Here is a 24,396-nt window from a genome sequence, read left to right on the forward strand (position 1 = left end):
ATTCAATATCTATTTCTTGCAAAGTTGTCTTTTTATGATATTTTTTATTGGCTCGTATTATAAGTTGTAATAAGTTGTACATAGTTCTTCTGATATCTGCTGCAAGTACATGTTTCTCATGCTTAGGAAACTGTTTTAAACATACATTACCATAAAGTATCATATCGTAAGTTTTTTGAAGTATCTTAAAATCCTGGTTCAATGTTGCTACCTCCAATATCTCATATATTTCAAAATCATAGCCCTGCTATCGCAGGGCTATCAGATATTCAGTTTTCAGATTTCAGATTACATTGGAATATAAGCGGCACGGAAGCCGATGTCGTAACCCGAGACAGAACGAAGGTTGAGCAAGTACAAAGAGAAAACACCAGCACTGGAACCGCCGTTCCAGCTGCCACCACGGATCGGCAATCTTTCTCCATAGTTTCTAGCCCATACATTATCGCCTTCATATCCTGAAGCATCTGCTGGGAAAATAGCAAGCCACTTAAGCAAGTCAGGAACCGTAAAACCAGTTTTAGCAGTTAATAACTCAAAATTTGTACTGCTATAACCATAATATCCATCGCTAGAAGGATCGTCTGTGTACATAGGATTAGTTAGGGTATCACTTAGAACTAAATCCCCACCAACATCTGCGGCTGTTTGAGAGTTGTTGCCAGCAGTAGAGTTATCAATATATACGCCAGTATCTGTCCAACCAGTTGTATCTCTATAGTCGTTTTGCTTTTCAAAGTCGTTATCATCAATTACCCATATTTTACCATCTATCAATCTTAAACCATGTACCCATTCCCATACATTGCCGTTGAGGTCAAAAATTCCTTCGTTAGTTCCGTCATGACTCCATGAAGCTGGCCCACTACCAGTTGCAACTCTACCATCGTACATAGTTCCACCACTGTCATACTTATAAGTCACTGCTCCTCGTTCGTGTGTAGCACTGTGGTCTTTCCCATAGTTATTATTACCACGTGGCATAAATCCATTTTTCTTACACCAAAGTGCGATTGCTGCCCACTCCGCATTTGTCATCAAATGCCAACCAGACCCTTTATCTTTACAGTATTGCATAGCTTGGTCAAAAGTAACGTAAACTTTTGGGTCTTGCATTGGAAGAGAATACGCTCTACCATCATGTACTATATTTTGATACTTGCTTATATATATTACATCTTTCACTTCTCCATTTACTTTGAACGCTGGGTGTGGCTCATGGGGAGCCCCATCGATAACCTCATCTAAATAAAACATTGGTATTGCTACCATAATTGACGGATAACCTTTATCATCATATATTACAGTATTTTTCCCACCTGTTTGGGCTTCTACAGCAGCTCTATAACTATCTTTAATGCTATACACAAAACTCATTATTAAATCCCTCCATTTTCATTGTTTTCTTGAATATTCCACAATATTAACTTAACTTCATTCATGTCAAGTGGAGCTTTCGTTTCTTGTAAGATTGCATCTCCTTGCTCATTAACTTCTCCAGTATCAACCAATATATATTTTGCTGGTGGTATAACTATATTAGCCACATACCACTTATCTACACCTACTTTGAGACTTCTCTGTTTGTCTAGTGAGATATCAATTACTTTTTCAACATCTTCCTGTTCGTTTTCAAGATTTATAATTATTTCTTCTTCATCTTTTTGAAAAGTTATAGTTTTATTGACCTCGTCAACAATGTAACTTATTTTCGCACCTTTATTCATTTCTATAACTTGCATTTAAACACCACCTTTATACATCTGGATTAATAAGAGCCCATCTAATTTTTGCATATGAAGCAGAGCCAGTGTATTTGATTTTGAATCCATTTGAAGCTTTGTCGTAAACTTGTATATCGCCAATCAAGCCAGGGTCGCCTTCTACAACTTCAGTTACAATTGAATAATTGGGAGTGTCGATTTGTGTGTATCCTTCTAATGCTACATATACAAATGGATCAGATGTTCTAAAATACTTATTTGTATCTGAGTTTGTGATTTCAACAACCCCTTCCTCTGAATACGCTGGTTCTTCCATTTATCAAGCTCCGTTTGATTACTTCTTGCCAACCTTGCAATTTCTGCTGTAAAAGCATTGTAAATATTAAGTAGGTCGATTCCTGCTTCCATTCTGTTCATATTTTCTTCATCATGTAAAGTTCCTTCTTGTAGGACTTCTCCATTCTGGTCTAATACTTCATCTTGCCATACTATAGGATAATATTCTTTATTGTATTGCAAATTAGCTCACCTCGCTTATTGTATAATCAAAGGCTACTAATAAGCCTTTTTTAGCAGGTTTTTCTTTAATGTCCGTTTGTTCATCTACAACCAGACCTTTGTTGTCAATCAATTCGACTTTTGTAATAGTTTCAGCTTGATCTGAAGCGGGGAGGTATAAAAATACTCTAATTCTATCGCCAGTATTTTCGATTTTTCTAATATCTACAGTTTTTTGTTGACCATTCACTGTAAATCTTCCTGATTCTAAAAAACCTTCTATTGCTTCAGCTATTCTGCTTATTCCATAAGAATTCATTAAACAACCCTCCTTACAAACTTAAGCTCCTTGCTGCAAATGAGTGGTTGAGAGTATACACTTATATATTGAGTTCCAAAACTAATGCTAGAGCTTTTTTTCAATCCTGAATTAATAAATTTGTTTTCTTTGCTAATACTTTTCAAATTACTTAAAGCTTTAATAGCATAATTTTGAATATTAATAGTAGATGTTTTTTTATAGCCAATATTTTTTAAATGCTTTATTCCCCCACAAGCAATAGTTCCTGTTTCATTTACTGTTGTCGATAGCCCTTCAATGTACCTAGTTCTTATTTTAAAATCGCTATAGTGAGTAAGTACATAAACTGGCAAAGAGCTAGCTTGCTTTATTCTTTTTACTTCTCTTACAAGGATTTCATAATTACCGAGCTCATCCATGAGCTTTTTATCAATAAAGATATAGAACTCAGCCCATCTTTCAGGGTCTTCTAAATACAAAGGTTTAACTTCAGCATTCTCATACCCAAGACTTTTTAACAAATTAACAATTCCCCTATAAGTTCCAGCAGCCTTTGCATTTTCATATTTTGCAAGGAGCCTTTTTCGATATTGCTCGTCACTCTCTCCAGCAAACCTTTTAAGTTGCCTATCGTCTCCATGCTTGTCTAAAGCTTTGCCTGTCGCAGTTCCAATTAAAGCTTGTCTTCTTACAAGAAATATTTTTTCCTTTGCTTCATCGAGAATCTTTCCAAAGACTGTGAAAAGCTTATAAACTTCACTTTCGTCTTTAGTTGTTATTTTTAGAGGTCTATGAGCTAAATACCATAAATAATCTGCAAACTTCATAACTAATTACTCTCCTTTATCACAGTCACTGTGATAGTTCCTGGAACTAATAATTTTTTAATATCTAAAACTATGTCACTTACAGGTTGGTTTACAATCACATTTACAACATTGTTAATTCCCATAAGAACTTGGTTGATTTTAGCTCTATATAGTTTATTGCCATGATTGGTTTCGCTTACCTCAAATAATTTATTGATCTGATTTATAGCTTCTGTTTCTATTGTTTGCTCATCTCCATATATTTCATCAATGTATATGGTTACATCTACATCTTGATATACTGGCTCTGGGCCAAACACCATAACGTTATCATAAGGTCCTTTGACTTCTTCAACTTTGTCTCTTACAGCTTGAAGAAGTGCCTCAGTTGGTAGTCCTGCAACCCCTGTCACAACTATATCGATAGTTCCTTGTCCTCTTGGGTGCTCATCATCAATATAAACAGTAAGCACTCCATCAACATCATTAACAATAGAAGCATATGCAGAAGCAGTAAGATTAGTTGATAGCTCGTCCCATGCTGCAAGACATCTTTTTCTGAAAGAATCATCAGTTTCCGTGTCAGTCCCTTCTTTCGTGAGCCAATCAGATTCATTTGTTATATTATCAATACCTGACAAATGTTGAAGTGAGTATTTTATCATATTCGCAGAAACATTATACTTTGTGCCTGGGAATTCAGCTACAACAGGCACATATACTTTAAGCTGATCATATTCCATAACTACGTTTTCTGTAGCAATATACCTTAACTCATTCCCATCTTTGTCAGGATCAGTTTTGAATATAGTTCCTTTAGGTATTAATTTAGGCTTGCCATCACTTTCGTTTCTACTTACAGCAACTAAGCCTTCTGTTTTCGTTGCTTGTTTTCTTGTTTTCCCAAATTCCAAAGCCTTCATATCGAGCCAAAATCCTTCAGCATCTGTTACATATATTCCTTTCACTACAGTTGCAAGAAGTTTATACAATTCATTTACGGCTTTTAAAAATATCATTTCTAATGTTTTAAAAATCTTTCCAGTTCTAAAGTTCTTTATGATAAAGCCACTTTCAATAAGTTCAGTTTCTGTTTGCGAACTCATCTCTTCTAATTCAGGAATAGGAACTATTTGTTTAAGTTCTTCATCAGTCATTAAATACTCACCACCTCAACATTGACCCTATCGCTAATGCTTATATTTAGTTGAATTAGTTTGTCTGCGACTCTAAAAGATACCAAAATTCCTATAGAATTTAAATTCCATTCTTTTATATCTACGTTCACAGAATTAGGGTCAATAAATTCTTTCTCCGAAAGTTTTATTCTAATTCTTTGTGTTAATTCCAGTCTATTTATTTCAGTATCTTGAGCTTGAATAAAATCAAGAAGGCCAAAACCGTATTCTGTATCGTAGAAAATCTCTCCAGGTTGAGTCATCATTTCATTCTTTATCTCCTGTACTAAACAACTGTATCCATAGACGGTTTCAACATCTCCATCAGGAGCAGAGACAAAATTTCCATTTTCATCGATCATAATGTCATATCCAATTAATTCTTCTATTTCGCTCATACTAATCAACCTTTCCATCGACATAAGGCATGCTTAAATCGTTGTAATAAAAACCTAACCTAACCTTGTCTCCAACGTTATAATTTATTTTAGCTTCTACTATTAGATATTCAGGAAAAGAAACTTGCCTTGTACCATAGTATGTGTCAACCGTTATTTCATTTTTATTTGATATAACAATTTCATCGACTATATATTTATTTTGCGTTTTAACTCTTGGTATTTCAGGGAATCTACTATCTATATTGCCGTATTTATCAAGTATCCTTACATCGACAAGTTCACTGTCATTGTAAACTTTTGTTACTTCAGCAATTACAGGGTAGTGTATAGACTCTAAATCTGGATGTTCTTCTCTTAGAACTTTTCTAACAACTTTAGTTATCATATCGTAAAGATTCATTGTACCACCCCTAACTGTCTTTAAAATATATCTTAGTTCTCGGAAATCCTTCCTCGTTTATAGAAAAGTGAACTTTGTAAACTTCAAATGTTCCTTCGATTCTTGGGTGCACAACTTTTATGTTGTGAGAGTGTTTAATGTATGGGAAAGATATGGTTTCAATTACCCAAAATCCATTTTCAAATGTCAAGTTAATGATATTCTCGCCATATTGAAACTCATACACCTTATCTTGCTTAGGCTTAGTTCCCCAATAAAATTTCTTATCTCTATCAAAATAAAAATATTCTTTTATGTTCCAATATCTATGAACTTCCTCAATAAGCTGAATAATATTTTTTTCATAGACAGGTATTGCAGGTTTTTTTGCGAATATTTGTGACTTTAATTCATAATTTTGAATTCCAGCTTCATCAAGGCCATACTTGATTATCTCCTGTGGAGATATATTTAAAAAAGTTTGTGTAATTTTTGTTTCTTCTAGTTTTATCATCTCATCTTTAGCTATTATCTCATCATTCGAGACATTGCCAGTATTAACTGTTCTTTTTATATATCCATCAAATACTATGTCATTTTCTTCTGAATAGCCTAAATATATCTTTACTGGGTCCATTTTGTTAAAGACCATTTTTTCTACAATTTTATCTGTAAATCTAATTTTAGCCCAATCAAAATAACTTTCCTTAGAAGAATATACATCTAATGCTATTCCAGCACGAATAAAATAAGTTCCTATCTGCACACATATAGTAGGGTAGAAAAAATCAATATTCAACATAATGTCCACCCCTGATATAATTGTCAGCATCATCATCAACAGCAGCAGTTATTTTATTTTTATCTATCCTATTCGTTCTATTGCTTAAATAAGTTTCATATTCTTTAGTAAGCTCGGGCTTCATATTAGAGCTAACATTTGATGTGGATTTTGCTGCTTTGATAGTAATAGGTATATACTCCCAAAACTCACATTCAACTATTAAAAGATTACTCTTATTATTTTCTTTAGTAGTCAGTTTTTTAAATATTACTTTGCTAATCCCTCGTGCATTAAGGTGCTTATTGAATATTTCGTAAACAATAGGTTTTTCTTGTCCTGGTCTTTTAAATACATTTTGTATTTTTACAAGCTGCTCATACTCATCTTCATCATCATTTGCTTTTAAAATAAGAGTAATCTTTATTTTTGCATCTTCATATCCTGTAGCCTGTTTAGGTTTTACGGATTTGCCTTTGATGTCTATTTCGTCAACTTTAGCATTAGACTCAACTTCTAATTTTTGAAAAATACCGGGGAGCAAAATGCCCCCGACCTTAATTGCTCCAGCATCAACTATAATCATTTTTAATCATCTCCATAAGCTTCTACTTGGTCTTCAAGTCCTCTGATCAAGTTCATTACTTCTGCAACTTCTCTAATATTTTCAATTCTCAATTCAAGCTTTTGAATGATTATATTTCTACCTTCGTCTCTTGAATAAACTCTTTGCTCGCTTTCTGTGTTTTTTTCTCTGATAATTTCTTTTAAACTTACTTTGCTATAACTTCTTTCTTGTATCCTTCCTGCATTTGGTTTATTTTGCCTGAAATTAAATTCAGGAACATTAACCATTCCAGCAAAAGCAAGTTGGGTAGTTCTTTTTAAAATTGGAGCTTCAATATTCATCCCTTGTGCTAATGTCTGGAATACCTTTCTACCACTTAAAGTAAGCTGTGAAAGAGGTCCTTCTTTTGCATCTGAGAAAGGAAGTAGCTTTCTAATTTTAGCAAGTCCATTCTTAACTGCATTAACAGGAGCTAGCACTGCTGATTTTATTCCAGAACCTAAAGTCTCCATAATTTTTTTGCCTGATTCTTTGAAGATATTAAGTTTTTCAAATATAGCATTTTTAATCTTAATAACAATACTTGAAAACAGCCTTCCTATGTTCGATATCAAATTCTTGAAAAAGTTTAATATGGAACCCCAATTCTGAATTATCATAGCTGGTATACTTATGAACGGAAACATTGCTGCAAGTAATATCTTGAAGCCTTTTGGCAGTGCTGCAATTCTTTCTTTAACCCAATTAATCACATTGCCTATAAGATTTAAAGCTCCATTAAACACACCTGATACAAAACTCGCTACTTTATCAAAATGCTTCCATAAAAGATATAATCCAGCTGCCAATGCTACAATCCCAATAATTATCCAAGTGATAGGATTCGCAAATAATGCTGCTGTAAAAGACCAAACACTTGCAATCAATCCAGGCATAGCCTGAACAGCAGTTACTACTGCTTGTCTAGCCATATTGTATAATCCTACTACGAAGTTTTTTATTCCAACTGCTGATGTTTTTATAAGCTGCCAACTCATTCGCCCAATATTAACAGCAAGATTTTTAATCCATTTAGCAGCGTCTAAAGCTTTAGGTCCAATTTTACCTAAAACTTCTTTGAACTTTATAAAGTTCTGTATAGAGCTTGTTACAAGCATTCCACCTACACCGAAAATTGTTAAAAAGCCACCTAAGAACGTTATCAATATCGCTATCGCAAATACAGTTTTCATTATTATAGAAGTTAGCGTTTTATGTTCTGTTGTCCATTTAGTTATGTGTCCGACAATATCACTTCCAAGTTTTATTAAATCCATAGCAGTAGGAAGTAGTGCAGTTCCAAGTTCTTCTTTGAGGTTGTGAGCTTGCTGCTTCAATAGTTCATACTGGTTTCCTGGATCTTTATTCATTACACTAGCCATTTCTTCAACTATTTCAGTACCTTGACTCATAGACTTATGCAAGCCAACTATATTACCTTGTAAGTCACCAGTTTTATTGTAAAGCAAGTCGATAAGTGCAACAGCTTCCTCAGTTCCAAAAGCTTTTTGTAGTTGAAGCTTTTCAGCAGCATCTAATGTTTCTCCAAATTTTCCTTTCAAAATCCCTAAAATCTCTGGCATAGACAATAACTGATTATTGGCATCGGTAAACTTTAAGCCTAGCTCCTCGCCAGCTTTAGCAGCACTTTTTAAAAATGCTCTATACTTTGTACCAGCTTCGCCACCTGACATAGTTGCTTGTAACATACCTAAAATGCTAAGCTGCTCTTCGAGTGGCACTCGTGCAGATGTTGCAGCAGCTCCTAAAGTTTGTATAGCTTGAGCCATTTTTGAACCATCGGTCTTGAATTGCTGAACTGATTTGGCTATACCTGCACTAAAGAACTCTGCAAATTCAATATCTGACATTTCCGAATAAAAGTCTTTATAGATACCATAGCCAGTGGCAAATAATGATGTCATTTCTTCGACCGATGATTTTGTCGCTTTAGCAGTAAGTGCAGATATTTTAGTATATTCGGCTACTCCTTCATCAGTAAGGCTAGAAATACCTGATTTGATGTCATAAGCTGCTGAAATAAACTCCGATTTTGTAGTGCCAGCCCATGTATTAGAAAATTCTATAGCTGCTTTTTCTAAAGCTTTCAGATTTTCCACCCCTACAGAAGCCAGCTCTCCAAGAGCTTTTTTAGTCTCAAAGGTGGCTGCAACAGGGGAAAGAACACCTTTAGCCATACCTATACCAGCAGTAGTAACAGCAACACCTGTTTTAGTCATGTCTTTAAAACTATTATTCATATTTTGAATTCTTCTGGTTGTTTCGTCTATTGCATCATTCACCTGTCTTGTAGGGGCTGTAATATTATCAATCATGTTGATCAATATCGATAGCCTAAAAATTGATTCTAATCCCCCAATATTTGCCACCTTCTTTCTGTTTAGGGTTATCTTTATTCCTAATTTTGGGTATAATAATAGTAATAAGATTTAAAAGGGGGTATAATTATGCTTCATATAGTATTTGGATTTTTACTAGCAACTTTTTCTATATTGGCTTGTTTGATTATTACTGTTTTTATTATCCTTGCAGTATTTTGTACACCTTATTGGCTATATCTTGGAGTATATAAACATCAGCACAATCTTCCTGACGACTTTAGAAAGACAAATTCAGTATTTAAAGAAACTAAATATGCTGCGAAATTTTACTGGGATTTACTTCATTTAAGGAAACCGACTTTCTAAAAGCGAAGTCGGTTTCCTTTTTTTATTCTTCATGTCCAAACACATTAGATATAGCCTTAGAAATCATATTTTCTTCTATTTCTTGAATAATTTTCGCCTTTGCTATATGTTCGATAAATTCATCGATAGACATATTCCTTGCATTTTTTATTCCCAGAAACCTATAGATGAGAAGCTCTCCATAAGCAATAAAATCATTCTTTATTTCATCAAGCTTTTCATCTATAAAATCCTCAAATTTGTGGTATCACTAAGTCCCATAAGCCTTAAATACTCTTTTGCTATAGAAGATGCTGCCGCTGGAAAATCTTCTAATGTCTTTTTAAGCCTATCTCTATCCTCATCGATTACACCAGAGAGTACAAGGTTCTTGAAGGCCTGTGAAGGTTTCTTAGAAGCATCTTTTATAAATCTGTCATAGTCTCTTACATCAGGTTTTCTAAAAATAAATTCAATCTCTTTATCTTCGCCATCTTCATCAACTATAGTAGTAGTTATGATGTAAATTTTTTCGTATTTAGATTTAAGCTCTTGTATTTTATTTTTATCCATCTTGATTCCTCCTCATTTTGCAAATTAATTTGAGAATTTTTTATATAGCTTTGACACCATTCCAGATAATCGGACCAGCAATAAGTAAATCTAAATCAACTTTTAAACTTTTATCTCCCTGAGCTGCTTTAGCAGATGTTTTTGTAAAAGAAACATTAGGCAATACATCTGTTTGAGTAGGGAAGTTGTCATTTGCATATGAAACTACCATCTTAGGAATTTCAAGTTTATATAGTGGTACATTTTTCTTTTTGCAGTATTCTAAAAGATTGTTAAACTCTTCCCTTGACAAAGATATTTTCCCACTTGGTTTGTAGTTTCCTGTCCCATACCCTTTAGGTTTTGAACCTTTTCCATATTGAAGCTCTTTTTCAAGTTCATCGTCGTAACTTATTTCAAGTATTTCAATGTTTAATCCAGGAAGATTGATATCAACATCTGACCAGTCATATCTTTTTCCGTTTATCTTCACAATCCCACCTCACTATCTAAAAGGATTTTCTAGACCAAACTCAATCTCAATTTCTCTCAAAATAGCCATTGGAACAAGCTTAGCCTTTACTTGTAGTTTTGAAGTTCCGAGAATATCCTGCCCTTCCGGAATTACGACTTCGCCAGATACAATTTCTTCGTCATCTGCCATTCTTTCAAGAGGTATTTGTATAAACTCTTTAAGCAGCTTAAGACTTCCTTCAGTATCAGTTGGATCAAGTTGCATTTGAATATTGAATAATGCTTGTTTTCTCATTTCCCTTACAGCTTTATTTGCAACTCTTAATATTTCAGCATATTGATAATCTGATCCATCAGGAGCAAACATTCTCGCATTAGTTACATAAAACCCTTCAAGCCCTATATACTTTCTAAATGTCACAAATCCAGCTTCATCCAATGTTGAAATATAAGGCTCTATTCCTTCAGGGAGTAACTTTTGAACGTTATTAAGTGGGAATTCTGCTACTTCTCCTATAGATTGAGATACTTTCGATTTTGAATAAAGTCCAGCTACGTCTCCAGCTCCATTAGTATCTCTTATTTTCCCATCTAGTGCAGCTATTTCAGCTCTTGCAGCAACAACTTGTATTCTGTAATTGCTTACTGACTGTCTCGCAGTTATAAGACTTTGAACATACTCCTCTATTGTTTCGTTATCGGCTTTTTGTCTAGCTTCACACAAAATGAAGATTGGTTTGAAATATGTGCTGAATAATGTATCAGCTTCAGTAGCCAATGCAGCCCACATTGCAGCATCAGATTCTCCGACAACATGTATAAACTCAAACTCAAACGTTGCATCTTTAAGGACTGCTATCGCATCAAGCACTTCCTGATTTGACATTTTAGGAGCTGTAGTCTTAAAAGTGTATGTGTCGCCAGCTTTAAATGAATTTTCAGGTGTAGCAGCTTCAGTGAAATTAATCGTTATACCTGTTCCTTCTATATTAACTACTCCATCGGCAGGCATTGTCTTTTCGCCAGTAAAATTGTCGCCACCATCTATCGAATATCTATAAGTTGCTTCATTCAAAGCTCCATCAGTAAGTATTTCTAAAACCACTTCATAATTATTGTTTGGACTGCCAGTTAAATTGTAGGTAGCTTCTCCAGTGCCAGTATGAGTAACATTTCCAATAGACCCAGTAATAGTTCCTTCAGTTGGTATGCAATATATTGTAGTAGCTCCCATTTGAAAACTATCCATTACTGCATCGGCAAGAGGACTATTCCCAAGTTTTTGTTTAATCTCATCTGCTTTCATTGAAGCATTTACAACAGTTAACTTATTTTTTTCAGCTGTAGAAACGCCTATTTTTACGTGAATACCGTCACTGTTTCCAGAAACTATTCCAAGACCTCCGTCAGCAACTTTAATTCTTACATCACCAAGACTCACTTACTTTCACCACCTTATTTCTTTTTACTATCTATTGGAGCTCCAAGAAACTCATTTTTAGCTTCAAGAAACTCTTTTTCTGTAACCTTTTTACCTTCTGCCCAGCCTTTATATACCTTCATTCCTGCAAACACAGCATCTGAAATGTTATGTTTTTCTTTTAAAACTTCTATACTTTCAATGACTGCATTTTCTACTGTTTGTTTGGAAGTTTTTTTGTTTGACACAAAATCAACTCCTTTCATCATTCAAATTCAACTCCAGTAAATTCAATCTGATTAATATTAGTAAATTCAATATCTTCATACACTCCACCGATAAATTCAATTAGTATTTGTACAGCTACTTTACTTCTTAAAATACTGTCTTTATCGTAAACCCAATCACTGCTTATGATATTTATTTCAACAAAATTGCCATTTCCATCATCAATGCCTTCATCAATTGCATTCAAGAAATTTGCAAATATTTCTTCGCATTTATCTTCTGAATAATCTCCTATGGTAACAGAAAGCTTAGTCGTTCTTTTGAACTTTCTAATTCTTTTTACTTTAGTTCCATCTTCTTTAATATAAGTTTTTTTAGAACCATCTCTCTCGAGATTCTCTTCTTCAAACAGAACTGCTCCAAGATGAATAGCTCCAGAAGCCTTCAATTCTTTCATGCTTCTGTAAATCTTGCCTTTTATACCTGCTTCTTTTAATTTTTGTTCTAAGTAATCCTTATAAAGACTTATCATCTTTCAACATGCTCCCTGATTTTTTCTTCTATAATTTCTTTAATCTCAATTAAATCACTGTTGCTAATTCCAAGAAATTCTCTTTTAGGAATTTTGACTTTCTTTTTACTTATCCATCTGCCATTAACCTTAAATCTTAAAACCTTTTTATTTTTAGCTCTAATCTCTCCACCATATTGATGTATTCTTGCATACTTTTTATTTGTACCTACAACAACGCCTTCTTCAGTAGCTCTGCTATTTATTGAGTTTTTAAGGTCTGTACTTTTACTTAATGTTTGACCGCCTTCAGATTCTGCTCTTATTGACTTTTTCCATTTCCTGCCTTTAGGATCTTTTTCCTGTCTGAACCTTAATTGAGTGCTTGATACAAGAGCATCTCCAATCGCCTGGTTTAATCCCAAATAATTAAAGTTACTTAAATTTCTTAGAGTATTTCTAAGTTCGTTTATGTCTCCCTCAAGTCTTATTCCTGGCATATTATCACATGCCTTTCAAGCTATCTCTCGAAAACAGTCTTGTATTCGCATTTACAACAAAGCTATTTTTCGCTCTTGTTTCAATCTTCTGTGTTCCAATATCTATAATGCCTCTTGCAACATTTTCAAGAAATTTTATAGCATTTCTATATCTTGTTAAAACTGTCTTTTCTCGATCTTCTTCATCAATACCAATTCGAGAAAAAATGTTATATACAGCTATATCTTTTGAAAGTTTACTTATTATTCGGGGAACAGGGGAGGGAAGGGGAGTGGAGTATCTTTTATTAAGATATCCGTCTATCTCCCCATCTGCATCTTTTATGGCTTCTTCGATTATGGGAATTAACATTGCTTCTCTTTGAGTTTCGTCTTCGATATATTCATCAGCTACAATTTTGTTAATAGCCTCATCTCTAAGAACCTTCCTTACTTCTTCGACAGTACAGTAGCTCATCTAATCACTCCCTAAGCTTTAAGCTGGAGGATCTTGTTCACCTGTGGAGCCATAAGCAAGCTGCCATAAGCCATATCCAGCATTATCTCTTGAATCTGCACCGTAGATGTATTCTTTATGGAAGAATACATTTGCATCTGTTTCTTTTGTCATTGCTACGAACTTAGGCTTTTTCCTTTGTTGGAAAATAAATGGTTTTACAGGCTTTGAAGTGTCCAAAAGGAACCAAGCTGTAGGATTTACTGAAAGTTCTGGTGCAACTAAAAGTTCTGCTGAACCTTTGTATATATTAGTTGAACCATCTATTTCTTCAGCATAAAGTATTTTTCTAGCAATTCCTTCAAGTTGAGGAGGTACTACTAAAAGATTAGGTACGATTTTTAACGGATTTCCTTGATCGTCTTTAAGACTCATCATTGCAGCTCTTGCAGCACCATAAGTTTCAACTGTAAGCTTATAAGTGCCTTTATTGCTTTGAGTTCCACTTTTGCCTTCTTTGTGGTTAGTAGCAAAGAATGTTTTGCCGTCATAACAAGTCTTAGTAAATCCATTGAGCATTAAGCTGAAAACAAGCTCATCTGGATGCATTGCAACAGAATTACCCATTTCTTCAATGATTGGTCTATATACGCCTATGTTGTCGTCTTCTATATCATTTCTATCAACTGCCACTGTTACTTCAAAATCCTTGTTTTTAATTTCATAGTCATAACCTGAAAGATTCTGAATTACTCTTTCGCCAATCCATTCTCTCATTCTTGGAACTTTTCCTAACCACTTATAACTTTCCTTTGATGTAGATGAAGGAACAACAGTTGCTACTTTAGTGTAAAGTGGTTTAGCTTCTTGAAATGCTTTATTGAAAATTGTCTTGAAACTTGTGTAAATTCCTTGTAAAGTTTGCTGATTAATAATCATATAGCATCATCCTCCTTATTTAATTTCAACCCATACACCGTCAGATTCGACAGCTATTACTTTTCCAGCTTTAGATCTTGTTCCAGTATTATCTGAAGAAGATACAGTTTCATCATCTACGATATAGCAATCAGTAAGTACATGAGTTTGAGTCACAGGGTCAGTTACATCATTTTCAAACTTAAAGCAACCTCTTCTAACCTTTACAGTTATATCTCCATCTTGTCCGCCTGTATTGTCGGCAAATTCTTCAGCTCTTCCCACTGCTATAAGCCCTGTTGCTTCAACTCCTGGTTTTGCATAACCAGCATCTAAAACAACCAAGCTGCCTTCAAATATTTTTACGTTTGCTTTAACAGGTAATACTAAAATATCGCCATCTATTTTAGGAGTGTTTCTTCCAGCTGTAAGAGCCATTATTCATCATCCTTTCCATATTTTTCGATATCTTCGTCAGTAATACCAAGCATCTTGTTTATGCTCAACATAGTATCTGAGCTTACTTGTTTTTTCTTTTGTTTACCATCTCCATTAGCAATTTCCTCAAGAGGAACCACCTGCGGAGCATTTTCAATAAAGTTCTTAAATCCAGTTGGGTCTTTTAGAGCATATGTTTCTGCCCACTCTTTTTGAGCTGGAGTGATTTTGCCTGAACTTAATGCAAGCTGTACCAGCTCGTCACATTCTTTCTTCTGAATTTGCTGTTTTAACTTATTGAATTCTTCAACTGATACATATCCTGCTGGATTTTTCAGAGCTATGATTTTACCTTTCACATCTTCAAGTTTTGCATCTTCCTTGAGGTCAAGAAGTTCTAATACTTCTTTGTTGGCAACTACTTCTTGTTCTTGTTTGTTATTAGCTGCTTCTAAAAGTTTCTTCACAGCTTCAATAATTTGTTCTTCAGTAGCATCTTCTGCGAGGTTTAAAATTTTCGCAAGTTGTTTTAAAAATTCCATTTCAAATCCTCCTTCATCAAAATTTAGATTATTTATAATTGCCTTCATTCCGTCAATAGCAGGTGTATTGGTAAGTGCGACAGAATGAAGTCTTACAGCCTTATTATCAGATTTTCTCACCAAGACAACAGGGGAGAGGTATCTGTACTCCTTATTAGCAAGATACTCTTTAGCTTTTTTAGTCCATTCAACCTTTGCTTTTATTCCTTCAGGTGTATAAACTAAATCCTTTATCCAGCCCGCTGCTGGTGCTTGTACACCTTCAAGTGTCTGATGCTCATAGTCAATTACTATATCTAAATTTCTTTCCTTGAAATACCTATACATCTCATCAAAACTGACTTTATCGACTACGAAAGGTCCTTTTCTTGACATTACTCTTCCTAAAGGTAGTATAAGAATTTCATCAGGAACTCCATTTATATTTGTGTTGTTTATGATGATATAAAAGTCATTTTTTTTGAACTTCATTTTTTATCACCTGCTTGTCCAATTTATATTCGTGTTATAACCACGTTACATGACGTTACACGACGTTACAAAGTAGTGGGTGGTATAATAGAACCTTTTTCAAAAAAATCTTCTTATAACCCCAAAAAAATGCGTTTAAAGGGTATATTTATTTTCGATATTGCATATACTATAAATTTAGGTGTTTTTAAAATCATTCAAACCCAGTTATTTCATGTGTTACAACGTGTTACAAGATTATTTTCTATTTTTATAAGCATCTCTTAAGACTTTAGGGTATTTCGATAGGTCTGGTTTCCAATCTGTTTTTGCAGGGTTAGTGCTGAATCCTGGATCAACAGCAAGAGGTATCAAAATACTTTTAACCATCTTACCCTTAGAAGGATCATAAATCTTTGTTTCTGCCATTTTAGGTACTTCAGTTTCAACTTTTAATCCCATAGCTTTAACTTGCCTTTCTGAAAGACTTCTTACTCCGCACCTGCATCTATATCCATTTGGAGGATACCAAGTATCCCAAACTTTATGGTTTGCTGGGAAGACTTTGCCATCCATAGCCAAGTGGGTAGGTCTAGTTTTAGAGTCATTTACTGCATCATACATCCAGTAGGGTCTTGCCTTTAATACACTTGGCTGGGTCATTCTCCTATAGTGCCCTACATTATATGCAGTTTGTATATTAGTTCTGAATATATTGTCAGCTTGATAAGGAGTAATTCCTTTATAGCCCTTTCTTTCCAAGAAGTCATTCATTCTCTTTTTAAAATCTTCAATTGTCAAACCTTCATTAAGAGCCTTTTCAATTTCATCCATAAACTTTTTGATAACTTCCAGTGAAGTATACCCAGAAACAGTAAAAGCTTTTGTCTTATATTGACTGAGCAAACTATCAAATTCATCTTTTGTTACCGGAACTTTTCCTTTAAAATATTCAACTGCTGCTTCAAAAGTTAAAGGCTCATTAATTATCTTCTGGATGTTCAGCATCTTCTCTCATCCTTCCAAGAAGGTCAGCTATAAACATAGTTTTTTGAAGTAGCTCTTGCAGCTCTTCGCTATCCATTTCCTTGTAGAGCTTTTCGATTATCTTTGGATTGTTGAGCATTTCTTTAAGCTCTTCAAGACTTTTTGCTTTGTCGAGAAGTTTCTTTAACGGTTTATACATCTCAGCAAATATACCTAAACTCTTTTGTGTAGCTTCATCTGCTAAACTATCTACAGTTTTTTGAAACTTCTTTGATATTGAAAAGTCTACTTTATTTGAATCTTTATTAACTACTATCTCATCTTTCATAGCCATAGTTTTGAATGGATTAACTATTTTTTGACCTTCTTCGGGTTTTGGAATTCCAAACTTTTCATATATATGTTCCTCAGATACAGGAAGCCCAATTTCTTTTATAAGAACAGCATATGTTTTAGCTGATTTTTCAAGGTCCTCTGGTGGTTCATAATGAAACTTTAGGTAGGGAAGACGTCTAACTTCTCCAAAATTAAAATATACTAAAGGTCTTATTACATCTCTTAAAAATGTTTGGGCCAGTGCCTTACAGTCTGCTTCAATAAGGTCCTGCCTAACTCCATCATGAGTTTTACTAGCAGCATAAGAGCCGCTACTTCCTATCTCAGAAGTAAGAGTTTGCCCTAAAATAGCTTTAGACATTTCTCTGTTGCAAAAATTCGCAAGAGTTTCATAAACATTTACAGAGCTTGTTTTGTTTGTCTCTATAAATTCAATACTTGTGCTATCTGGAATAATTCCTGCTGCATCAGAACCAAGTGTTACAAGAGCCTTCATAAGAGCGTCTTTCTCTTCTTCAGAAGTTCCTGCATTATATTTTCCTAACCTTACTGGCATACCAAAAGTTTCGCAAAACGATACCCAATCTTTCACATCATAGTTTTTAAAAAGGTACATCCATGCAACAACTCTAAGCACTCCAGCTCTGACAGGATGTCCTGAACGTGCTTTGTATTTGTGAATTACAAATTTATTTTGCGGTAGTGGTATGCCCATAGGTTCTTCATCAGTTATGAGCCTCATTACATTGTTCTCATCCCATAAAAATCTTTTCTGATGAATACTCTTTATATCTTCAATCACTACATACTTGCCGTCATAAGCCCACATTATTTCACTAACAGCAAACCCTTTTCCTATCGCATCTAAAAGATCCAAGAATATATCTTCAATTGATTCAAGGCTGTATATTACATCAGAAACAAATTCAGCTATTTTTTTATCTCTTTCATCTTCAGAGTAGGGGAGAATTTCAAAATCTAATCCTATAACTGCATTTTTCCTCGTTTGAAGTTGTGAAAAAAGGTGTGGGTCTTTACTTTCCATCTCTTCAAAAAGCTCCATTTGTCTGTAGACATCTCCAGCATCAGCTTCCTTAAAAATAGCTGCAAGTCTTTGGGGTGTTAGCCCGTCAGAAGGGTAAGTGCTGTACTTGTCATATATGCTTCTTACTGCTATTTCATTCATTATTGGTTTTTTCGAGCTTAATGGTCTTCCAAATGCATCAACTATCATCCTTCACACCCCTTAATCAATAAGCACCTTTTTTAAAGCTTAATTTTCTTCTCAAAACAGACATATAGTTAGTAGATTGAGGATTTCCTATTTTTTCAGCAAGTCTTACAACCATTTCTAAACAATCTGGACCATCATCATTTGCATCCATCGGATAATTTTTTAACTGTCTAAGTAGTGTCTTGTGTTTCGGATTGAACTTGATGTACTTATTCTTTATATATGGCTGAAGGCTTCTTATCCTCATATCCTTATTCCCAATATTATGTATTTCTTCTATTGGAAGATATTCGCCAGTTTTAGCACTTTCTTTCGCAAGTACATCTTTAAAGAAGTGCTGAAATTGATTTGTTTCAACTCCAAATTTTATATAGCCTTTTTTAAAATCTGTCTTAAGTCTTTTTTGACTCTCTATTACATCGTTAATGATTACATCTGGATGTCTTTTTTCGATGCTTGCTTCATAAACGTACATATAACCAGTTTTTACGTTTTTAGCAAGCACAATGATTGCAGATGTATCACTTCGTTTATTCTTGCCTAAAGATGGATCTATGCCTCCGAAAAATATAAAGCTGCCATCTTTAAAATCTATTTCCGCTTCATTGTAAAAATCAAACCATTCATCATTGAATACTGCATTGTCTGGGTCAATAGGTTCGTTTTGTATTTCCGAATTAAAACTTGCTTCACCTTCAGATACTTTAAGTACCATGAGGTCGTAATAGGAGAGTTTTTCTTCCCAAAGCACTTTTGTGCCTTCGAGCATTTCTTCTTTATTATCTTCAAAGAATTTAAGAGCATCTTCTTCCCTGTGAGGATTTTCAAGGTCAGTAAAAATACTTTCCCATGCATCCCATAAGCTTTGATTTTTCGCAAAAGAGATAATACCTTTATATTTAACGCATTTATATGCTGGATTTCTCAAAACTTTAGCAAGTAGTCCGTCATAATGCAGCATAGTTCCTATATAGATGATGTCTGTATAGTCATCGCCAGCTTTTGATACTGCTTTATAAAACCAATTTGCGAGTTTCCTTCGTTGTTCAGGTGTGTTTACATTCTCGTCATTTTCAACATCGTCTAAAATTATAAGGTCTGGTCTCCAATTTCTGTGTCTTCGGCCCCTGATTTTCTTACCTGAACCTATCGCATCAACTTTAATATTCGTGCTTGTAGTGAAGCTGCTGTCAGTCCACTTTTTGCCTTTCAAATTGCCAAAGTCTTCTATAATAAGTCTATTTTCTTCCAGTTCAACCTTAATATCTCCTAAAAAGCCTTCTGCTTGTTCAGATGAATCCGAAAGTATAATGATGTAATGCTTATATTCATATAAAATTGCATGTATTGTATTTTTGAAAGTGAAAGTGGTTGATTTCGCATGTCCCCTCGGAGCAGCAATCCCTCGTCTGCATCCTTTTAACCTACTTATTTTTCTTCTTGCTTTTGGAGTTATGGGATTAAGCCCCTTCAAAACTCCATCGCTCCATATTTTATTAAGCTCTCTATGAAAATCAGGTGACTTTCTTACAAAATAGTGTTTTAAATAAGCTCTTCCAAAATACTCAAGGTCAATTGCTGCTAATTTTTTTCTTAAACCATCTTTACCAGAAAGAGTAGCTCCAGCTTTATATTCTTCATAAAGCTTTTGTCTGTATCTTGGAAAATTTCCATTTTTCTTAACATATTCAAGAAAGAGCTTTTTTTGATATTCCTCCGACTCAATGGCTTCTAAATCTTCTTCTATATCCAGTTCTTTTATATAGTTATCAATATTAATCATCAGCCATCATCCTTGTTTTAGCTTTTTCCAAAAGCTCTTTGAGCTCTTTTGCAAGCTGCGGATCGCCTTTAATAGCCTTTAAAATATCTTCTTCAAGTTTTTCAAAAGCAAGATCAATTTTAGCCTTCATATCTTGCTTAACCTTTTCTTTGTATACTTTTGTCCTTGATAATGCTATGATGAGCCTTCCAGCTTTATCTATAGGCATTGCATCAAACTCTTCCTGAGCCATTGCTATTTTTTCAGTAAGTGCACTCATCAGCATTTGCATCGTCGCTTCAGTGTAGTCAATTTCAGGATTATTTTTAATCACACTTGCCAAAGCTTTTGCCTGCTGCTGAGCTTCTATAAGTCTTTGAGTTGCATTGTTAGTTCTAAGAGCATACCTGCCGACAGCACTTTTAGAAATATCGAATCCTTTAGACTTTAAAAAGTTTGATATTTCTAAATACGTATAACTCGTATCAGCAAGCATCTCATCGACCTTTTGTTTTATCTCTTCAGGTAGTTCATCTATCTTTGACCATACTCTTGTTTTTCTTCGCTTTTTTCCCATCAGATCATCACACCTGGATCTTCTATTGTACCTTCTATTAAGTCTATACCTTTTGCAGTTAATTCTATTTGATCGTCATCTTCAACATCTTTAAGCATGCCATCGTTTCTTCTTATGTATCCTTTATCTTCTAAATAGCACAAATACTTAGTAACATCTGCTCCTGCTGTCATACCTCTTGTAATTAATGCTGTTTTAACTTCTCTGACAGAAGTTGAAGATGGATAAAATAAGGTTAATGTCCTTAATATTTGTCCTCTCATTCTTTTGTTTTTCATTACTTGTGTTTGATCGCTAAAATTCATTTACTCACTTCCTTTCTGAACGATGACATCATAGATTTTATCTAATTTCTTATCAAGATTACTTACAGCTCTGATAAAATCATCTTTTTGAACATACAAAAGTGGTACTTTTGCTTTGTAGTCATTAAAGCTCTTTTCAAGCTCTTCAATTTTATCTGCATTTAGCTTTATTCGTGTTTGATTGTCTTCTATCTTTGACTCAATGCTCTTTTTCAAATCTTTCACAAAATATGCAATTGTACCTATGCCAAGCATCATTAGTGTTTGCATTATCCATGTCTTGTCCATACGACCACGCCTTACCTCATTTGTTTTACTTCTCTAACTTTTTCTTCAATAGTGTTTTTAATATAAACTTCAGCATCTCCTAAACTTTCATTAAGAACTTTCAAATATTCAGGCTCTAATGTCTTTATTATCTCTTCGTATGCCTCGATAGCTAAAGATTCAAGTTCTTTTCTGTCTACCTTTCCGTCTGCTACTGCTTTTCTAAGTTGTTTAGCTGTAGTCTGTTCAATCTTGTTTACAGTTTTTGATGCAACTTCTTCAAGTCTGCTTAAAGCTCTGTCGAGTAAATATCTTTGCTTCTCATCTTCGATTTTTTTAGTTTCAATTTTTAGTTTTTCTGTAGCTCTTCTAAGATATAGTGTTGCATAAGCACTGCCTAAAGCTATCAAGCCCAACACTATATTCAGCAATGATTCCATAACAACATTTTGTACCTGCTCTAGCATTATATTCACCCCTTTTGGAAAATAAAAAAATCATAGTATGAGGAAAAATATTCCTCACACTATGATTTTATACCCAAAGCTCCGAACATTCATTTTGTAAAATCCCAAGAATGTTCGTAAATTACAGTTCTTCAAACATAGAAACTTGACCTTTAATAACTACATTTACTTTCTCACATATATTTCTTACTGTTTTTTCGCAGACATTGTATTTTCTTGCAAGTGCTTGTATATTATAGCCGTTGTACTCTTCTTTTATTTTTTTATCTCTGATAGTCTTGAAAACACTTTCAGCTTTTGGGATGTATATTGTTGTGCCTCCAAATTCTTTAGATAATTTATATAGATTATTCACTCCTATAATTTTAGCATATTCGCTATAAGGTGAGGGAAGCATCGTCTCATCTATTTCGTCAATCATCTTCTCCAGATTCATATGACCACCACCTTAATATTAATTGATTTACTTATCTTTTTCAAACCTTTTTATAATTCTTACTGCTATAGCTGCAACTTCAGCCCAGGTAACAGTATCATCTGCATTATGGTTGCTGTTTATTATTCCAAGCTCTTTAAGTTCTTTGATGTATTTATCTCCCCAATGCCTTTCTAAAACAGGTTCTTCAAGAATTTTGTTTAGTATCTTAACTATATCATATCCATATCCCTTGCCTGGCCATGCCCAACCAGCACCATTCGGATTATCTTTATATCCTAACCATTCAACATATTTAGCACTGCCCCTTTTAACAAGATTAAATCTTGGATCAACACATTTTTGTTTTAGTGGTTCAGTAGAGCCATAGGCTTTAAGATGCTGTATTTGAGCTCTAACTCCAATTCGTGGACTTTCAAAACTTGCAGCTTGTCCTTTTTTGTTGCCGTTTAATGCTCCAATGCCTGCATAATTGTTTTGCTCTGGAAGAACTATGCCGCCGTATTTGAAGTACCCAGTCTCTTTAAGACTTTGAGCCCAAGCTACGTCAGCCCTGACCCCTTCGATTTGGGCTTCTTCAATATAGATTATTGCCAGTTCTTCTATAGAGCAGCAGGGAAGGGAAGGGGAGGGATTCCCTTTTAGAGCAAAGGAAACCATCTGCTCCAGTTTAGCTTCAGTTTTGCCCATGATTGGTGTTAAAGTTTTGTTTGACTCTGCAATAAGCTTAATAAAATCATTCCACCCATTAGCTCTTGAACGTATTAACCTCGGACAATTTTTGCCTGTCCAATAATTATGCTGAACTACTCTTGTAATAGGAATGTCAAACTTCCACATTAGATATGCTACTAATTCAGCAGCTAGCTTTTCAGCCTTTTTTCTATCAATACCTTTATTCATGCAAATTTCGATACCTATAGATTTTCGGTTTCCAGTTCCGTATCTGCCATCACCAGCATGCCAGCCGTTCTCGTTAGTAGGTAAGTGTTGAACTATTCTTTCATCATCAACTGTAAAATGCCAGCTTGCACCTGTTCTTGGATTTTTAACATATTTAGCATGCATTAAAGCATTTGCACCTTTATTCGTATTCCCAGTATCATGTATAGTAATGAATTTAGGCTCCATTTTAAAGCCAGGTCTGTTTCCATTAGTGATAGGTATTAAATCGACTATGATTTTTTTCTCAATATCAAACATCACTGTCATCTCCTTTATAATATGGATTTCCTTTAATGCACTGGACAAAAGTCCAGCCGCTTAAAAAATTATCTTTGTTTTTCTTGAGCCTTTCACAAGTTTTAAGGTATCTTTTATCTTCTTTAGCTTTTTTGGTATAATACTCAAGAATCTTATAAAACAATTTTTCTCGATTTTTGAGAATTTCTTCTACAGTCATGTCCCCCTCCTGAATATTTTTTAATATTCATCTTCAGCAGCAATCAAAAGTCCCATAAGTAAAACCCCGATGAAACCTCCAAGAAACATTCCAGCTAATAAACCACTAACAAAACCCATTATTTAACCCCCTTTTTGCTTAACATCTTCTTCAAGCTCTCAATTAGCTTAATTGCATCATTAAACTTAAGCCATTCAAGTCTTTCAACTTTGTAGTATTTTCTTATAAAGCCCTGAAGTCTTCTAGGATTGTCATCCCATCCGAGAGCCTTTTCAAGTTCTTTAATCTTATATAGTTGTTCCTTACTTGCCATTCCTGGTCTTGCCTTATATCTTTCTTTCATATCTATTAGTACCGATATAACTCGATTAAGCTCCTTAGTTGTAAGCTGTCTCATACTGTCTTTGCCTGTTTCTCTTATAATGATTGCATAAAGGTCATCATCAGTAAGGTTTAATTCCTTTGATTTAGCAAGACCCCAGATGTTTCTTATCTGGGGTCGATTCTTACTCTTTGTCATGGCTGCCGCTCCTATTTTTGAAGTTGTTCTCTGTCTACTTCATACCAGAATACATCTTCGACTTTTTTAATTGCTCCGACTCTTGCAATTTCTTCATCAGAATATTTCTTAAGCACTTCTTTATTAACACTTTCTTTGACCTTTATGCAGTCAAGCATATTAAGAGCTTTAAGATTTTTAATGACATTTTCAACCTTTCTAAGTACAATCTTTGTACTTTTCCTAAAACCTGTCCTACCGAAATTCAAAACTTTAGTTTTCCCATTAAG

Annotated in this window: 36 protein-coding genes; 1 reads left to right on the plus strand and 35 read right to left on the minus strand. The window is 34.3% G+C overall.

Features of this window, described 5'->3' with window-relative positions; genetic code table 11:
• The 12 genes from AB4Y15_RS12030 to AB4Y15_RS12085 form a co-directional block, all read right to left on the minus strand.
• On the minus strand, window positions 1-202 hold a 202-nt coding region (locus tag AB4Y15_RS12030; RefSeq protein ID WP_427340592.1), incomplete at its 3' end, for a hypothetical protein.
• A gap of 86 nt (window positions 203-288) precedes the next feature.
• Window positions 289-1,377: an SUMF1/EgtB/PvdO family nonheme iron enzyme gene (locus AB4Y15_RS12035; RefSeq protein ID WP_427340593.1), complete on the minus strand. Its 1,089-nt coding sequence runs from the start codon at window positions 1,375-1,377 to the stop codon at window positions 289-291.
• Window positions 1,378-1,379: 2 nt separating this feature from the next.
• Window positions 1,380-1,742, minus strand: a complete 363-nt coding sequence (locus AB4Y15_RS12040) for a hypothetical protein (RefSeq protein ID WP_427340594.1) — start codon at window positions 1,740-1,742, stop codon at window positions 1,380-1,382.
• 13 nt (window positions 1,743-1,755) lie between these two features.
• Window positions 1,756-2,040, minus strand: coding sequence for a hypothetical protein (locus AB4Y15_RS12045; protein ID WP_427340595.1), 285 nt, complete (start codon window positions 2,038-2,040; stop codon window positions 1,756-1,758).
• 204 nt (window positions 2,041-2,244) lie between these two features.
• Window positions 2,245-2,541 (minus strand): hypothetical protein, encoded by a 297-nt coding sequence (locus AB4Y15_RS12050; RefSeq protein ID WP_427340596.1) that lies wholly within the window; start codon window positions 2,539-2,541, stop codon window positions 2,245-2,247.
• A complete protein-coding gene (locus AB4Y15_RS12055) occupies window positions 2,541-3,350 on the minus strand; it encodes a hypothetical protein (RefSeq protein WP_427340597.1) in 810 nt (269 codons plus the stop codon). Before AB4Y15_RS12055 ends, AB4Y15_RS12050 begins: the two co-directional genes overlap by 1 nt.
• A gap of 2 nt (window positions 3,351-3,352) precedes the next feature.
• Window positions 3,353-4,489, minus strand: a complete 1,137-nt coding sequence (locus AB4Y15_RS12060; RefSeq protein WP_427340598.1) for a baseplate J/gp47 family protein — start codon at window positions 4,487-4,489, stop codon at window positions 3,353-3,355.
• Window positions 4,489-4,926, minus strand: coding sequence for a hypothetical protein (locus AB4Y15_RS12065; RefSeq protein ID WP_427340599.1), 438 nt, complete (start codon window positions 4,924-4,926; stop codon window positions 4,489-4,491). Before AB4Y15_RS12065 ends, AB4Y15_RS12060 begins: the two co-directional genes overlap by 1 nt.
• Window positions 4,910-5,311 (minus strand): hypothetical protein, encoded by a 402-nt coding sequence (locus tag AB4Y15_RS12070; RefSeq protein ID WP_427340600.1) that lies wholly within the window; start codon window positions 5,309-5,311, stop codon window positions 4,910-4,912. The genes AB4Y15_RS12065 and AB4Y15_RS12070 overlap by 17 nt, the downstream gene beginning before the upstream one ends.
• Window positions 5,312-5,321: 10 nt before the next feature.
• On the minus strand, window positions 5,322-6,092 hold the full coding sequence (locus AB4Y15_RS12075) for a hypothetical protein (RefSeq protein WP_427340601.1): 771 nt from the start codon (window positions 6,090-6,092) through the stop codon (window positions 5,322-5,324).
• The gene (locus tag AB4Y15_RS12080) at window positions 6,079-6,657 is read right to left on the minus strand and encodes a hypothetical protein (protein ID WP_427340602.1); all 579 of its coding nucleotides are present in this window, start codon (window positions 6,655-6,657) and stop codon (window positions 6,079-6,081) included. The genes AB4Y15_RS12075 and AB4Y15_RS12080 overlap by 14 nt, the downstream gene beginning before the upstream one ends.
• A 2-nt stretch (window positions 6,658-6,659) precedes the next feature.
• Window positions 6,660-9,068 (minus strand): phage tail tape measure protein, encoded by a 2,409-nt coding sequence (locus AB4Y15_RS12085; RefSeq protein WP_427340603.1) that lies wholly within the window; start codon window positions 9,066-9,068, stop codon window positions 6,660-6,662.
• 78 nt (window positions 9,069-9,146) lie between these two features.
• Between AB4Y15_RS12085 and AB4Y15_RS12090 the strand changes: the two genes are divergently transcribed.
• The gene (locus tag AB4Y15_RS12090) at window positions 9,147-9,386 is read left to right on the plus strand and encodes a hypothetical protein (RefSeq protein WP_427340604.1); all 240 of its coding nucleotides are present in this window, start codon (window positions 9,147-9,149) and stop codon (window positions 9,384-9,386) included.
• Between the two features lie 222 nt (window positions 9,387-9,608).
• On the opposite strand, the gene AB4Y15_RS12095 is transcribed toward AB4Y15_RS12090, so the two are convergent.
• The 23 genes from AB4Y15_RS12095 to AB4Y15_RS12200 form a co-directional block, all read right to left on the minus strand.
• Window positions 9,609-9,938 carry a DUF6848 family protein gene (locus AB4Y15_RS12095; protein ID WP_427340605.1) on the minus strand — a complete coding sequence of 110 codons (330 nt, stop codon included), beginning with the start codon at window positions 9,936-9,938 and terminating at the stop codon, window positions 9,609-9,611.
• 40 nt (window positions 9,939-9,978) lie between these two features.
• Window positions 9,979-10,410 (minus strand): hypothetical protein, encoded by a 432-nt coding sequence (locus tag AB4Y15_RS12100; protein WP_427340606.1) that lies wholly within the window; start codon window positions 10,408-10,410, stop codon window positions 9,979-9,981.
• Window positions 10,411-10,422: 12 nt separating this feature from the next.
• Window positions 10,423-11,832: a DUF2586 domain-containing protein gene (locus AB4Y15_RS12105; RefSeq protein ID WP_427340607.1), complete on the minus strand. Its 1,410-nt coding sequence runs from the start codon at window positions 11,830-11,832 to the stop codon at window positions 10,423-10,425.
• A gap of 14 nt (window positions 11,833-11,846) precedes the next feature.
• Entirely contained in the window at window positions 11,847-12,059 is a 213-nt protein-coding gene (locus tag AB4Y15_RS12110) for a hypothetical protein (RefSeq protein WP_427340608.1), read from the minus strand.
• A 17-nt stretch (window positions 12,060-12,076) separates the two neighbouring features.
• Window positions 12,077-12,571, minus strand: a complete 495-nt coding sequence (locus AB4Y15_RS12115; protein ID WP_427340609.1) for a hypothetical protein — start codon at window positions 12,569-12,571, stop codon at window positions 12,077-12,079.
• Window positions 12,568-13,050 (minus strand): phage virion morphogenesis protein, encoded by a 483-nt coding sequence (locus AB4Y15_RS12120; RefSeq protein ID WP_427340610.1) that lies wholly within the window; start codon window positions 13,048-13,050, stop codon window positions 12,568-12,570. Before AB4Y15_RS12120 ends, AB4Y15_RS12115 begins: the two co-directional genes overlap by 4 nt.
• A 4-nt stretch (window positions 13,051-13,054) precedes the next feature.
• Complete coding sequence (locus AB4Y15_RS12125; protein ID WP_427340611.1) at window positions 13,055-13,507, minus strand: gp436 family protein; 453 nt, start codon at window positions 13,505-13,507, stop codon at window positions 13,055-13,057.
• An 18-nt stretch (window positions 13,508-13,525) separates the two neighbouring features.
• On the minus strand, window positions 13,526-14,425 hold the full coding sequence (locus AB4Y15_RS12130; protein WP_427340612.1) for a Mu-like prophage major head subunit gpT family protein: 900 nt from the start codon (window positions 14,423-14,425) through the stop codon (window positions 13,526-13,528).
• Window positions 14,426-14,440: 15 nt separating this feature from the next.
• Window positions 14,441-14,842, minus strand: a complete 402-nt coding sequence (locus AB4Y15_RS12135; RefSeq protein ID WP_427340613.1) for a hypothetical protein — start codon at window positions 14,840-14,842, stop codon at window positions 14,441-14,443.
• Entirely contained in the window at window positions 14,842-15,855 is a 1,014-nt protein-coding gene (locus tag AB4Y15_RS12140) for a phage protease (RefSeq protein ID WP_427340614.1), read from the minus strand. Before AB4Y15_RS12140 ends, AB4Y15_RS12135 begins: the two co-directional genes overlap by 1 nt.
• Window positions 15,856-16,092: 237 nt before the next feature.
• Window positions 16,093-16,842 carry a phage head morphogenesis protein gene (locus AB4Y15_RS12145; RefSeq protein WP_427340615.1) on the minus strand — a complete coding sequence of 250 codons (750 nt, stop codon included), beginning with the start codon at window positions 16,840-16,842 and terminating at the stop codon, window positions 16,093-16,095.
• A complete protein-coding gene (locus AB4Y15_RS12150) occupies window positions 16,817-18,391 on the minus strand; it encodes a DUF935 domain-containing protein (RefSeq protein WP_427340616.1) in 1,575 nt (524 codons plus the stop codon). The genes AB4Y15_RS12145 and AB4Y15_RS12150 overlap by 26 nt, the downstream gene beginning before the upstream one ends.
• Window positions 18,392-18,407: 16 nt before the next feature.
• Window positions 18,408-20,174, minus strand: a complete 1,767-nt coding sequence (terL, locus tag AB4Y15_RS12155; protein WP_427340617.1) for a phage terminase large subunit — start codon at window positions 20,172-20,174, stop codon at window positions 18,408-18,410.
• Entirely contained in the window at window positions 20,167-20,730 is a 564-nt protein-coding gene (locus AB4Y15_RS12160; RefSeq protein WP_427340618.1) for a phage protein Gp27 family protein, read from the minus strand. The genes terL and AB4Y15_RS12160 overlap by 8 nt, the downstream gene beginning before the upstream one ends.
• Window positions 20,730-21,035 carry a hypothetical protein gene (locus AB4Y15_RS12165; RefSeq protein ID WP_427340619.1) on the minus strand — a complete coding sequence of 102 codons (306 nt, stop codon included), beginning with the start codon at window positions 21,033-21,035 and terminating at the stop codon, window positions 20,730-20,732. Before AB4Y15_RS12165 ends, AB4Y15_RS12160 begins: the two co-directional genes overlap by 1 nt.
• Window positions 21,036-21,323: a hypothetical protein gene (locus AB4Y15_RS12170; RefSeq protein WP_427340620.1), complete on the minus strand. Its 288-nt coding sequence runs from the start codon at window positions 21,321-21,323 to the stop codon at window positions 21,036-21,038.
• A gap of 11 nt (window positions 21,324-21,334) precedes the next feature.
• Window positions 21,335-21,769: a hypothetical protein gene (locus AB4Y15_RS12175; protein WP_427340621.1), complete on the minus strand. Its 435-nt coding sequence runs from the start codon at window positions 21,767-21,769 to the stop codon at window positions 21,335-21,337.
• A gap of 121 nt (window positions 21,770-21,890) precedes the next feature.
• The gene (locus AB4Y15_RS12180; protein WP_427340622.1) at window positions 21,891-22,205 is read right to left on the minus strand and encodes a Mor transcription activator family protein; all 315 of its coding nucleotides are present in this window, start codon (window positions 22,203-22,205) and stop codon (window positions 21,891-21,893) included.
• A 27-nt stretch (window positions 22,206-22,232) separates the two neighbouring features.
• Complete coding sequence (locus tag AB4Y15_RS12185) at window positions 22,233-23,408, minus strand: N-acetylmuramoyl-L-alanine amidase (RefSeq protein WP_427340623.1); 1,176 nt, start codon at window positions 23,406-23,408, stop codon at window positions 22,233-22,235.
• A complete protein-coding gene (locus AB4Y15_RS12190; protein ID WP_427340624.1) occupies window positions 23,401-23,607 on the minus strand; it encodes a hypothetical protein in 207 nt (68 codons plus the stop codon). Before AB4Y15_RS12190 ends, AB4Y15_RS12185 begins: the two co-directional genes overlap by 8 nt.
• 20 nt (window positions 23,608-23,627) lie before the next feature.
• Entirely contained in the window at window positions 23,628-23,726 is a 99-nt protein-coding gene (locus AB4Y15_RS14140; protein WP_489672026.1) for a DUF3789 domain-containing protein, read from the minus strand.
• The gene (locus tag AB4Y15_RS12195; protein WP_427340625.1) at window positions 23,726-24,127 is read right to left on the minus strand and encodes a regulatory protein GemA; all 402 of its coding nucleotides are present in this window, start codon (window positions 24,125-24,127) and stop codon (window positions 23,726-23,728) included. Before AB4Y15_RS12195 ends, AB4Y15_RS14140 begins: the two co-directional genes overlap by 1 nt.
• Before the next feature lie 11 nt (window positions 24,128-24,138).
• Window positions 24,139-24,396, minus strand: a 258-nt coding sequence (locus AB4Y15_RS12200; RefSeq protein WP_427340626.1) for a host-nuclease inhibitor Gam family protein, incomplete at its 5' end; no start/stop codon positions are given.

The sequence above is a fragment of the Caloranaerobacter longqiensis genome, assembly GCF_050286925.1.
Lineage (GTDB): Bacteria > Bacillota > Clostridia > Tissierellales > Thermohalobacteraceae > Caloranaerobacter.